This is a genomic window from Streptomyces sp. NPDC032472 (assembly GCF_040636955.1).
Lineage (GTDB): Bacteria > Actinomycetota > Actinomycetes > Streptomycetales > Streptomycetaceae > Streptomyces.
On the sequence record NZ_JBEZVK010000026.1, the window covers coordinates 72,587 to 85,053 of the forward strand.

General features: G+C 73.4%; 9 protein-coding genes. 5 read left to right on the forward strand and 4 right to left on the reverse strand.

What is annotated here, in order from left to right; translation table 11 throughout:
* Positions 1-31: 31 nt before the first annotated feature.
* Together AB0F11_RS19565 and AB0F11_RS19570 are read left to right on the forward strand one after the other, a co-directional pair.
* Positions 32-1,978 (forward strand): AMP-binding protein, encoded by a 1,947-nt coding sequence (locus AB0F11_RS19565; protein ID WP_362175005.1) that lies wholly within the window; start codon positions 32-34, stop codon positions 1,976-1,978.
* A 138-nt stretch (positions 1,979-2,116) separates the two neighbouring features.
* A complete protein-coding gene (locus AB0F11_RS19570) occupies positions 2,117-3,739 on the forward strand; it encodes an alpha/beta hydrolase (protein WP_362175008.1) in 1,623 nt (540 codons plus the stop codon).
* A gap of 49 nt (positions 3,740-3,788) precedes the next feature.
* Here the strand turns inward: AB0F11_RS19570 and AB0F11_RS19575 are convergent, their stop codons facing one another.
* Both AB0F11_RS19575 and AB0F11_RS19580 read right to left on the reverse strand, forming a co-directional pair.
* Positions 3,789-4,952 (reverse strand): lipase family protein, encoded by a 1,164-nt coding sequence (locus AB0F11_RS19575; protein WP_362175011.1) that lies wholly within the window; start codon positions 4,950-4,952, stop codon positions 3,789-3,791.
* Between the two features lie 542 nt (positions 4,953-5,494).
* The gene (locus AB0F11_RS19580; RefSeq protein ID WP_362175015.1) at positions 5,495-6,532 is read right to left on the reverse strand and encodes an AraC family transcriptional regulator; all 1,038 of its coding nucleotides are present in this window, start codon (positions 6,530-6,532) and stop codon (positions 5,495-5,497) included.
* A gap of 140 nt (positions 6,533-6,672) precedes the next feature.
* Between AB0F11_RS19580 and AB0F11_RS19585 the strand changes: the two genes are divergently transcribed.
* Both AB0F11_RS19585 and AB0F11_RS19590 read left to right on the forward strand, forming a co-directional pair.
* On the forward strand, positions 6,673-8,478 hold the full coding sequence (locus AB0F11_RS19585) for an AMP-dependent synthetase/ligase (RefSeq protein ID WP_362175018.1): 1,806 nt from the start codon (positions 6,673-6,675) through the stop codon (positions 8,476-8,478).
* Positions 8,479-8,535: 57 nt separating this feature from the next.
* A complete protein-coding gene (locus tag AB0F11_RS19590) occupies positions 8,536-9,240 on the forward strand; it encodes an alpha/beta hydrolase (RefSeq protein WP_362175021.1) in 705 nt (234 codons plus the stop codon).
* A gap of 1,536 nt (positions 9,241-10,776) precedes the next feature.
* On the opposite strand, the gene AB0F11_RS19595 is transcribed toward AB0F11_RS19590, so the two are convergent.
* Complete coding sequence (locus AB0F11_RS19595) at positions 10,777-11,019, reverse strand: DUF397 domain-containing protein (protein WP_362175024.1); 243 nt, start codon at positions 11,017-11,019, stop codon at positions 10,777-10,779.
* Positions 11,016-11,885: a helix-turn-helix transcriptional regulator gene (locus AB0F11_RS19600; RefSeq protein WP_362175027.1), complete on the reverse strand. Its 870-nt coding sequence runs from the start codon at positions 11,883-11,885 to the stop codon at positions 11,016-11,018. The genes AB0F11_RS19595 and AB0F11_RS19600 overlap by 4 nt, the downstream gene beginning before the upstream one ends.
* A gap of 139 nt (positions 11,886-12,024) precedes the next feature.
* On the opposite strand from AB0F11_RS19600, the gene AB0F11_RS19605 reads away from it, so the two are divergent.
* Positions 12,025-12,462 (forward strand): ATP-binding protein, encoded by a 438-nt coding sequence (locus AB0F11_RS19605; RefSeq protein ID WP_362175101.1) that lies wholly within the window; start codon positions 12,025-12,027, stop codon positions 12,460-12,462.
* Positions 12,463-12,467 lie beyond the last annotated feature (5 nt).

Here is a 12,467-nt window from a genome sequence, read left to right on the forward strand (position 1 = left end):
CGTACTCCCGTGTCGAGCGGAGGAGAGCGCCGTGGATGCCGAGCCCGAGCCGAAGCTGGTCGAGCCCCTGAAGACCGTCGTCGACGGGGTGGTCCGGGAGGTGGAGGTGCCCGCGCTCGTCGCCCTGCCGGGCAGCGGCTCCCTCGGGGACATCCCCTTCCACAACGCCCGCGAGGCCCCCGGAACGGCCGTCCTCGCCCGCAAGGAGCCCGACGGGACCTGGCGGGACGTCACGGCCGCCGAGTTCGCGGCCGAGGTGCTGGCCGTCGCCAAGGGGCTCATCGCCGAGGGCCTGCGCGAGGGCGACCGGCTGGCCATCATGGCCCGCACCACCTACGAGTGGACCCTGCTGGACTTCGCCGGCTGGGCCGCCGGGCTCGTCACCGTACCCGTCTACCCCACCTCCTCCGCCCTCCAGGCCCGGTGGATCATCCAGGACTCCGGCGCCGTGGCCTGCGCCGTCGAGGACACCGCCCAGGCCCGCCTGATCAGCGCCGAGCGGTCACACCTGCCGGGGCTCGCGCACCTGTGGGAGTTCGACACGGGCGCGCTGGCCCGCCTGGCCAAGGCCGGCGAGCACGTCCCCGACGCCGTCGTGCACGCACGCCGAGCCGCCCGTACGCCCGACTCCGTCGCCACGCTCATCTACACCTCCGGCACCACCGGCGCCCCCAAGGGCTGCGTGATCACCCACGGCAACTTCTTCGCCGAGGCCGACAACGCCGTCGAACTGCTGCACCCCGTCTTCAAGTCCGTCAGCAAGGACCCCGCCTCGACCCTGCTCTTCCTGCCGCTCAGCCACGTCTTCGGCCGCATGGTCGCCGTCGGCTGCCTGCGCGCCCGCGTCAAGCTCGGCCACGCGCCCAGCATCGCCACCGAGGACCTGCTCGCCGACCTGGCCGGCTTCCGGCCCACCTTCCTGCTGGCCATCCCGTACGTCCTGGAGAAGGTGCACAACACCGCCCGCGCCACCGCCGAGCGGATGGGCCGCGCCGCCTCCTTCGACCGGGCCGCGCGCACCGCCCGGCGGTACGGCGAGGTGCTGGAGGGGGGCGGGAGGCCCGGGCTCGGGCTGCGGGCGGCCCGCGCCCTGTACGACCCCCTCGTCTACCGGCGGATCCGGGCCGCGCTCGGCGGGCGCGTGCGGTACGTCATCAGCGGCGGCTCACCGCTGGGCCGGCGGCTCGCCGCCTTCTACGCCGGGGCCGGCATCGAGGTCTTCGAGGGGTACGGGCTCACGGAGACGACCGGAGCCAGCACCGTGACCCCGCCGCAGAAGCCGCGGCTCGGGACGGTGGGCTGGCCGCTGCCGGGCACGGCCGTGCGGATCGCGGAGGACGGGGAGGTGCTGCTGCGCGGGCGGCACGTGTTCGCGGGGTACTGGAACACGCCGACGGTGGCGTATGGGGCTTACGGGGCGCAGGGGGCGCAGGGGGCGTACGGGGCGTACGGGGTGCCGGAAGGCGGTGTCCACGGCGGCGGGAACGGCGGCGGCTGGCTCGCCACCGGGGACATCGGCGAGCTCGACGCCGACGGGTACCTGACGATCACCGGCCGGAAGAAGGACCTGATCATCACCTCCGGCGGCAAGAACGTGGCCCCGGCCCCGCTGGAGGACTGGCTGCGGGCCCACCCGCTGGTCGGCCAGTGCATGGTCGTCGGCGACAACCGGCCGTACGTGGCCGCCCTGATCACCCTCGAACCGGAGGGACTCGCGCACTGGCGGGCGATGCGGAAGAAGGAGGGCGTCCCGATGCGGGAGCTCGTCCACGACCGGGACCTGCTGGCCGACCTCCAGCGCGCCGTGGACGAGGCGAACCGCCTCGTCTCCCGGGCGGAGTCGATCCGCCGCTTCACGGTCCTGCCGGGCGACTTCACGGAAGCCCGCGGCCACCTCACCCCGTCCCTGAAGCTCCGCCGCGCCGCGATAGCCCGGGACCACGAGGCCGACATCGAGGCCCTGTACCGCCGCAGCTGACCTGCCGCCCGTGACCTGCCCCGCCCTGACCTGCCCCGTCTCTGACCCGCCGGACAGTCCCGGTCGGGCGGCGGGGTGGGGCGGGGGCGCTTATGGTGGGCTGACTGGTCCGGGGGGCCGCCCGAGGAGGGTGCTGCCGTGCACCGTTCCCGTTCCTGTGCCCGGTCCCGGTCGGGCTCTCGTGGCGGTGCCGCGGTCGGCGCGGCCTGCCTGCTCGTCCTCGGCTGCATCGCGGGCGCGCCCCGCCTGGTCGGCCTGGGGGGTTCCCCCGTCCCGTCGGGGCCGCGGGGACCGGTCGTGGTCGGCTCCGACCCCGGGGTCCCCCGGATCCGGTGGGGTGCGTGTCCCGAGCAGCCCGTGCCCGACGGGATGCGGTGCGGGAAGCTGACCGTGCCGTTGGACCATGACCATCCCGGCAAGGGCACCATCGACATCGCGCTCGCCCGAATACCCGCCACCGCGCCCCGCGGCCGTCGCCTCGGCTCGCTGGTGCTGAACTTCGGCGGGCCCGGCGGCCCCGGCATCGAGACCCTCGCCGCCGATCCCAAGCCGTACGCCGAGCTCGGCGAGCGCTACGACCTCGTCGCCTTCGACCCCCGAGGCGTCGGCCACAGCGCCCCCGTCAGCTGCGGCGGCTCCCTCGAACCGGATCCCGGAACCGGCACCGGAAGCGGCACCCGTACGGCCACCGCCGACGCCGCGGCCCAGCTCGCCGCCCTCCGGGCCGTCGTCAAGCGCTGCGAGCGCGCCTCCGGCCCGGTCCTCCCGTACGTCGGCACCGTCAACGTCTCGCGCGACATGGAGCTCATACGCCGCGCCCTCGGCGACGACAAGCTCAACTACCTCGGCTTCTCCTACGGCACCCGGCTCGGCGCCGTGTACACCGCCCAATACCCAGGCCGCGTGGGCCGCATGGTCCTCGACGGCGTCGACACCCTCACCGAATCCCTCACCGAGCAGGCCCTCGTCTCCGCGCGCGGCCAGCAGCAGGCCCTCGACAACTTCCTGACCTGGTGCACCCACCGCAAGGAAGGCTGCGTGTACGGCACGAACACCCGCACCGCCAAGAAGGAGACGGCCGCCCTCGTCGCCCACCTCGACGCCCACCCCCTCGTCGACGCCGACGGAGCCCGCTTCACCGGCGAGCACGCCGTCACCGCCATCTCCGCCGCCCTCTACTCCAAGCAGTTGTGGCCCGACCTCGCCCAGGCCCTCGCCGACGTCGAGCGCAAGGGCGACCCGCGCGGGCTGCTCCGCCTCAGCACCCCGGACGGACCGGAGCCGACCGACCCCGGGCCGCCCGGCCCCGTACCCGCCGACAACGGCGAGGCCGCCCTCGCGGCCGTGAACTGCGCCGACGACCCCGACCGCGACTACGACAAGGCCGACCCCGGCGCCATCGAGAAGAAGATCGAGGGCTTGCGCGCGGAGTTCCGCCAGGCCTCGGAGATCTTCGGGCCGCGGCAGCTGATGACCGTGCTCTCCTGCTACGGCCGCCCCGCCGGCACCGACTTCATCCGCCGGATCGACCGGCCCGGCGCGCCGCGCATGCTGCTCGTCGGCACGCGCGGCGACCCGGCCACCCCGTACCAGTGGACGGAGGAGACCGCCGAACGCCTCGGCTCGGCCGTGGTCCTGGACTACAAGGGTGACGGCCACACCGGCTACACCGCCTCCCGCTGCGTGCGCGGCTACGTCACCCGCTTCCTGGTCGACGGCCGGCTGCCGTCCGGGACGCGGTCCTGCCCCGCCGGCGAATGAACGAACGAACGCCGGCGGGGCAATAAGCCACAGCCACAGGCGACGACGGTCAGCAATTGCCGCGCGCCGGGCGCCCCGCGAAGCGGTCGGCGAGCCAGGCCGCAGCCGCCGGGGAGTGGGTGATCACCCCGCTGACGTGCTCACCGACCCAGACCGTGTCCCACTCCACGTCCGCGCCCCGCGCACACCAGTCGGCGCGCAGCTGTCGCCCGACCGCGTACGGGATCAACTCGTCGCCCAGCGCGTGGTACTGGTACACCGGCGCGGCCGGCGCCGTCCGCCCGAGCCGGCTCCGGTCGAGGCGGGCCTGCCAGTCGGGCTGGTCGAGGGGGTTGCGGGTGGTGAGGTCGGAGATCCGCTTGAAGGAGCCGGCGATGGCGTCGATCGCCACGCAGTTCTCCTTCATGCCGGCCACCAGTGCGCGACCCGCCGGGTTGAGGTACGAGTCGAGCTGCAGCTCGGGGAAGGCCGCGTCCTGGCCGGCGGCCGCCATGAAGATCAGGCCGGAGCCGTAGGAGCCGTTGTTGAACGCGGCCACCTTCATCAGGTCCGCCGGGACCCCGCCCGTCGCCGTGCCCTTCACGTTCAGCTCGGGCGCGTACGAGCCCTGCAGCTCGGCGGCCCAGCTGCTGGCCTGGCCGCCCTGCGAGTAGCCCATGATGCCGACCGGGGTGTCGGCGGCAAGGGCCGCCTCCGGCAGCCGGAGCGCGGCGCGGGCCGCGTCGAGGACGGCGTGGCCGGCGGAGGGGCCGACGGTGTACGTGTGCACGCCGGGCGTGCCGAGGCCCTCGTAGTCGGTGACGACCACGGCCCAGCCGCGCAGGGTGAGCTGCTGGATGAGGTTGGCCTCGGTGGCGGTGCCGCGGGGGAGGTTGTTGCTGGGGGCGCAGGAGTCGCCCATGCCGACGGTGCCGACGGCGTACGTGACGAGGGGGCGCGGGCCGGTGCGGCCGTCCTGGGGGACGATCACGGTCCCGGAGACGGTGGTCGGGGCGCCGTCGGCGGTGGTCGAGCGGTAGTGGATCTTCCAGGCCTTGGTGTCGGTGGGCTGGCCGGGGAGGGGGTGGAAGGCGGAGGGCTCGACGCCGAGGAGATCCCCGGGCGCGGCGGCTTCCGCTTCCGCGGCGGCCCCGGACACCCCGGCCCCGAGGGCCAGACCCAGAGCCGCCAGGGCGGCGAGGACGATACGGCGACGGCGATGTTCGATACGCATGGCGGCTCTCCAGCGGCTCGTTCCGTGCGGTGCAGGTGAGGAGACGGTAGTGACGGCCCGCCGACCCGTCGCTGACCCCACAGCTCACCTTTCCTGACCGGAGAAGGCCCGTACCTTTGCGGGGTCCCGGCATGCCCGGCCCGGCCGGCCTCGGCGGCACAGCCCCGGGGGGCCGGATTCCTCGGGGTTCCGCCCCAGACCCCGCGCCTCAATCGCCGGCGGGGCTGGAATACCGACCTTCGGCTCCGAAGGCGGGTGGCGGAGAAGCCCGGGCGGCTCAGCCCGCCAGGAGCCGCGGCCGACCAGTCCGTGCTCGCCCCCGCTGCCGAAACAGGGGTCCGGCAGATTCAGCCTCGCCGGCGTTTGAGGCGCGGGGTCTGGGGCGGCGCCCCAAGGAACCCGGCTCCGCCGGGCACCGGGCTCCGCCCGGACCCTCCCCCGGACTTCGTCCGGGGGGACCCCCACTCAAACGCCGGCGAGGCTGAAAATGCCCCCCGCTTCGAAGGGGGCGGGGGTGCCCGGCCCCCAGGCTCAAGCCACGGTCAAGGGGCGGGCCGGGGTGGGCCCGGGGTCGGGCCCGCGGCCGTGCGGTAGGCGGCCGGGGTGGTGCCCGTCCAGCGGCGGAAGGCCCGGTGGAACGCCGTGTCCTCCGAGAAGCCCAGCCGCGCCGCCAACCCGGCGATAGGCTTACCCCCCTCCGCCAGCGCAGCGATGGCCGCATCGCGCCGCACCTCGTCCTTCAGCCGCTGGAAGGACGTCCCCTCCCCCTGCAGCCGCCGCCGCAGCGTCGCCGGGGACACCGCCAGCCGGGCCGCGACCTCCGCCAGCTCCGGCAGCCGCGGCGACCCCCGCAACTGCCGCGCCAGTGCCCTGCGTACCTGCTCGGCCACCGTCGTCCCGTACTCCGGCCGCGACAGCAGGTCGAACGGCGCCCGCCGCAGCATCGCCTCGAGCGCATCCTCGTCCCGCACCACCGGCGCGGCCAGCCACCGCGCGTCGAACACCGCGCCCGTCCGCTCCGCCCCGAACCGCACCGGGCAGTCGAAGAGGATCCCGTACTCGGCCGCGTGCGGCGGCGGCGGATACGCGAACGCCGCGCCCGCGAGCGGGATCCGGCGCCCGATCAGCCAACTGCTCAGCCGGTGCCAGATCATCAGCACGCACTCGGTCAGGAACCGCTCCTCGTCCCGGTCGAAGTCGTTGCGCACGCTGAAGCGCGCCTGCGCCCCCGCCACGTCGAGCGACAGCTCGGGCCCGCCCGGGAACAGCCCGTAGAACACGGCCGCCCGCTCCACCGCCGCCCCCAGATCCCGGCAGCCCAGCGAGGCATGGCACATCATCGCGAAGGTGCCCGGCCGGCTCGGCACCGCGGACAGCCCGAGGAACTCGTCCTGCGTCGTGCGGTACAGCGCCCGGAACAGCCGCACGAACTGCGCCGGCGTCACCCGCGCCCGGTCGTCGCCGAGCAGCAGCGGCGGGATCTGCGCCTCCTGCAGCAGCGGCACGGTGTCGATGCCGCTGCGCGCCGCCCCCGCGAGCACGGCACGCACATGGTGCACGGTGACCGTCCGCCTCCCCACGGCATCGACGGTAGCCGCGATGAGCGCTGGAGTCAGCGGGGCTGACGCTTCCGGTCATGCCGCTCGGGCTGCCGGGCTGCTTAGCGTCGTCCCCGTACGTACGGACGTGGGCACGCACGAAGGGCAGGCGAGCGATGGCGATGGACGCTGTACGGCCGCGGACGCTGGCGGAGTTCACCGACTGGACCGCGCAGCGGTACGGCGACGGGCCCGCCCTTCGCCACCGCGCGGCCGATGCCGGGGCCGGGGCCGGGGCGGACGGCGGCTGGGTGAGCGTTTCGTACGCCGAACTGCGCACCCGCGTACGGGCCGTCGGCCGCGCCCTGCTCGGCCCGGGGCTCGCGGTGGCCGCCGGCGAGCGGGTGGCGGTGCTCGCGGAGACCCGCCCGGCGTGGACGTACACCCACTTCGGGATCCTGGCGGCGGGCGCGGTCCTCGTCCCGGTGTACCCGACGGCGGGCGAGGAGGAGCTGGCCTGGGTCCTGGCGGACTCGGAGGCGGTGGTCGCGGTCTGCGACGACGCGGCGCAGGCGGCCCGGGTGGAGGCCCTGCGGGCGAAGCTCCCGGCGCTGCGGGCGGTGGTGCGGATGGACGAGCTCGCGGGGAGCTTTGATCCGGCCCTGGCCCCGGACCTGGCCCCGGACCTGGCCCCGGACCTGGACCCCGCCGCCGCACTGTCCGCTCGGGCCGCGGCCGTCGAGCCGTCCGCGGACGCGGCCATCGTGTACACCTCCGGCACGACGGGCCTGCCGAAGGGCTGCCGCCTCACCCACGGCAACCTCGGCGCCGTCCAGGACGCCATCCTCCCGCTGTCGGGCGGCGGAGGCCCGGGGGACTCCACGTACCTCTACCTGCCGCTGGCCCACGTACTGGCGCAGCTCATCCAGTTCACGACCCTGCTCAAGGGCGGCGAGCTGTGCTACTTCGGGGGCCGGATCGAGGACGTGCTGTCCGAGCTGGCCGTGGTGCGGCCGACGCATCTGCCGTCCGTACCGCGCCTGTTCGAGAAGCTGCACGCGGTGGTGCTGTCGATGGCCGAGTCGCAGGAGGGCGGCCGGGAGCGGCTGGAGGAGGCGGTCCGCGTCGGGCTGCTCGCCGCCGAGGGCCGGCTGTCCGAGGCCGACCGGGCGGTGTACGAGGCGGCGGAGGGGCAGCTGTACGCGCTGGTCCGCGGGGCGTTCGGCGGCCGGCTTACGTACGCGCTGACCGGCGCCGCGCCGATCGCCCCGGCGACCCTGGACTTCCTGCGGGCCTGCGGGATCGCCGTGTACGAGGGCTACGGCATGACCGAGTCCGGCGGGGTGCTCTGCGCCAACCACCCGGAGGCGGTGCGCCCCGGCACGGTCGGCCGCCCGGTCGCCGGCTGCGAGATCCGCATCGCGCCGGACGGGGAGGTGCTGGCCCGCGGGCCGATGGTCTTCCCCGGCTACCACGCGAACGCCGCCGCCACGGCGCAGGCCCTGGATGCGGAGGGCTGGCTGCACACCGGTGACCTGGGGGAGCTGGACGCGGACGGGTACCTGCGCATCACGGGCCGGAAGAAGGAGCTGATCATCACCTCGGCGGGGAAGAACATCACCCCGACGGAGGTCGAGTTCGCGGTACAGCGCTCCCGGTACGTGTCCCGCGCCGTGCTCATCGGGGACCGCCGGCCGCATCCGGTCGCGCTGATCACGCTGGACGCGGAGGAGGTCGCGGCCTGGGCGGCCCGGGAGGGCATCGACCCCGGCCCGGAGCCGGGCGCGCACCCGGCGGTGCGGGCGCTGGTGCAGGAGGCGGTCGAGGCGGCCAACGCGGGGGTGTCCCGGCCGGCCCGGATCCGGGCGTTCCATGTGCTGGCGGAGGACTTCAGCGTCGAGGCCGGCACGCTGACCCCGACGCTGAAGCTGCGGCGCGAGGAGGTGGCGAGGCGGTACGCGGCGGAGATCGAGGCGCTGTACGCGTGAGGGTTGGTCCCGAATTCGGTTCGAACGAATGTTCGCATGATCGTGTACGGTGCGACCATGAGCAACTTCGTACTCGTACCCGGCACATGGCTGGGGGCATGGGCCTGGGACGCGGTGGTCGCGGAGCTGCGGGCGGCGGGGCACGGCGCGTACGCGCTGACGCTGTCCGGCCTCGCCGAGCGGGCCGCGGCGGGCGCGTGGGCGGGCCAGCAGACGCACGTACAGGACATCGTGGGCGAGGTGGAGCGCCTGGACCTGCATGACGTGGTCCTGGTCGGCCACAGCTACGCCGGCATCCCGGTCGGCCAGGCGGCGGAGCTGATCGAAGACCACCGCCTGGCCCGGGTGGTCTTCGTCGACGCGAGCGTCCCGGTGGACGGGGAGTCGTTCGTCGCCGGCTGGCCCGAGGGGCGGGCGATGGTCGAGGCGTCGATCCGGGCCGGCGGCGGCTACTGGCCGCCGCCGGGCGCGGAGGAGTACGCGGGCCAGGGACTGGACGATGCCGCGATCGCCCGCATCCTCGCCGACGGCACCCCGCACCCGGGCGCCACCCTGACCGAGCCCGCGATCCTGGCCCGCTCGCTGCGCGAGCTCCCGGCGGTGTACGTGAAGTGCCTGCTGGACGGGGAGGACCCGGGGCGCGTGGTCACCGACCTCCTGCGCAGTGCGAGCTGGACCCTGACCACCCTGAACACGGGCCACTGGCCGATGTTCTCCGCCCCGGAGGCCCTGGCGAAGGTGCTGCTGGAGGCGGGGGAGTAGGGCTACGCAGGGGGCGGGGCCAGCCCTGTTGGGCGGGAGGGTGGAAGGGCTGGGTCACGGTGAGGCCGGGTCGGGGAGTGTCCGGGGGCGTCCCGGCCGCCCATTGTCCTTACGGTGCGGGCCGGCCCGTCAAGGGCGCTCCCTGCGGTCGCGTCGCTACGCGATCGCCTACGGCGACCCTTGACAGACCGACCCACCCCGGAATGCCAAAGAGCTGCCGGGAAGCCCCCGAAGGATGGCCAGGGGGTCATGTCCGGCCTTATCCCTCGTCAGAGAGGGAAGGTCCGGGTCCCGGTGTGCAGAATCCTTCCGCCCGGGACCACCCTCCCCGCCCGGCACCGGGCATCCGGGAAGCCGAGCCGCCAAGACCCGCAAGAGGACTCTCTCCGGAGCCGAGGGGCTCGAACCCGCGCCAAACTTCGACGAGATGGCTGCCAGGAGCGGTGAGCGCCCCAGATCGCTACCCGCTCCTCTCTTTTCGGCGTCCGGCGGCCGTCTTGGGCTGGTAGCGCACAAGATCGCTACGCGGTCCCGCACGTCTCAGCGTCCGACCGCCGTCTGGGCTGATGGGCGCCTCAGATCTCCACGCGGTCTCTCACGTCTCGGCGCCCGACCGCCGTCTGGGCTGATGGGCGCCTCAGATCTCCACGCGGTCTCTCACGTCTCGGCGCCCGACGGCCGTCAGGGGCTGGTAGACGCGACAGATCGCCACCCGCTGCCTCATTTCTCGGCGGCTGCCGACCGTCTTTGGCTGGCAGACGCAATGGACGGCTGGCCGATGGGCGAGAGGGCGGGTGATCGGCGCGCAGGAAGGTTTCTGCGATCGGCTGCGAGTCGAGAGGAGCCCCTCAGGTAGCCGAATGACAACTTTCGTGACGTCAGGCTCCGTCTGGCGCCCCTCCCTCCCTCACTTCGCGGCCAAATGGGTATATAGGGGGCGCTGGTGGGCTCGAAATCACCCACGACGGCCGTCGGCCGCTGAGACGTGAGGGGCCGCGTAGCGATCTGGTGCGCTACCAGCCACGGACGGCGGTCGGCCGCTGAGACGTGCGGGGCCGCGTAGCGATCTGGTGCGCTACCGGCCCAAGACGGCCGCCGGACGCCGAGAAAAGAGGAGCGCGTAGCGATCTGGCGCGTCTCCCCGCTCCTGGCGGTCATCTCAATGACGTCTCGTTCAGGTTGGGGCCCCTTGGCCTCGGAGCGGGCCATTGAAGGGAGGCTTGGGGGGGTCGGCTTCCCGGATGCCCGGGGCCGGGCAGCGGGGGTGGTCCCGGGAGGAATGATTCTGCACATCGGGACCCGGACCTGCCCTCTCCGACGAGAGGCCTCCCTTGTCTTGACCCCCTGGCCATCCTTCGGGGGCTTCCCGGCAGCTCTTTGGCATTCCGGGGTGGGCCGGTCTGTCAAGGGTGGCCGGAGGCCATCGCGAAGCGACGCGACGTAGGAGCGCCCTTGATAGGCCGGTCCGCACCGGAAGGACAATGGGCGGCCGGGACGCCCCCGGACACTCCTCCGACGCCGCTTGCTCGGATTCCGCTAAACCGTTACGCCGTCCAGGAACGCGGTCCAGGCCTCGGGGGCCACCGCCAGCTCCGGGCTCGCCGTCAGCTTCGAGTCCCGGATGTGGACGGTGTGGGCGCAGGTGGCCACCTCGACGCACTGGCCGCCCTCGCCGCTGCTGTAGCTCGACTTCCGCCACGCGTAGGCGACTTCGATGCACTCGCCGCCCTCACCGTCGCTATAGCTGCTCTTGAACCAGGCCAGGTTCTCGGTGTTCATCTTTCTCCCAGCGTCTTCTCAATCAGAGCCAGTGACTCGTCCGGCGAGAGTGCCTGCGCCCGGATGATCCCATAGCGCTCCGTGTAGACCCGTACCTGCTCAGGGTCAGTGATGAGGTGTGGGTGGCCGTAGCTCTCGGTGTAGGCGACCTGTTGGCGGCCCTTGGGATTAAGAAGTGTGAACGCTCCGCCCATGGCCGCGTGTTCACCCTTGTCGAACGGCATCACCTGCAGTTCCACAGTGCGCAGGCGTCCGATCGCCAAGAAGCGGCGGAGCTGTTCGTCATGGGCATCCGGCCCGCCCACCGGCCGCTTCAGCAGACTGTGATCGAGGACGAAGCTGAACGTGGGCGAGGGCCAGCGATCGAAGATCTGTTGGCGGGCTAAGCGGTCAGCTACACGCTTCTCGATCGTCGCCTCGTCCAGGAGGGGCCGGCGTTTCACGAAGATGGCCCGCGCGTGGCTTTCCGTCTGGAGCATGCCTGGCACACCTTGGTGGCCGTAATAGTGCAGCGCCACCGCCGACGCTTCTGCTTCGGCGAACCGCCGGAACCAATCCGGATGCCGAGTCCGCGCCCGCTTCAGCGCGTCCCTCACGTCCGGGATCGCCGCCCGCAGGACCCCGCCCGCCTCCAGGACCCGGTCGGCGTTCTCCAGGAAGTCCGGCTGTGGCGTCCGTACCCCCCGCTCGATCGAGGACACGAGGTCCTCGCCCACGTGCACCAGCGCGGCCAGTTCCTTCTGCTGGAGGCCTGCGCGCTCCCGCAGTACCTTGATGATTTTTCCGAGCGCCTTGAAGAGGTACGCGGTGCCGTCGACCTCCACTGGTCGCTCCGGCTGTTCCTCGCGGTCTGACAGGTCGTTCATCGGCTGAACCGCCCTCGTCCGTACGGGCCGTACACACAGCAGGCGTCGCTCCTACAGCACTCCACCGTAGCGCCGCCGCTTCTGGAAAGCGTACGGCGAACCGGACACGCTCGGTGATGTGACGACTGAAATCAGTGACATTGCATCGCGGCGTGAGAACGGCGAGAAGCGTGAGCCCCGCGAGTTCCGCCAGCTCCTCAGCGCCACCCCCCGCGGCGCCCGCCTCGCCCGGCGCCTCGCCGGGGCGCAGTTGGCCGCCTGGGGGATCCCGTACGGCTGCGCCCTCGCCGAGGACGTCGAGCTCGTCGTCGCCGAGCTCGCCGCCAACGCCGTGGTGCACGGGCTCGTGCCCGGGCGGGACTTCGAGGTCGTGCTGCGGTACGACGGCCGGCGGGTCCGGGTCGAGGTGAGCGACGCCCGCGGCGAACAGGGGCCGCCCGGGGTGCTCGCGCCCGCCGATCCGTGGTCGGCGGAGGGCGGGCGGGGGCTGCTGCTGGTGGAGGCCGTGGCTCGGGAGTGGGGAGTCAGGCCGCGGCCGGCGGGGTATCCGGGGAAGACCGTATGGGCCTGTCTGTGACGGCT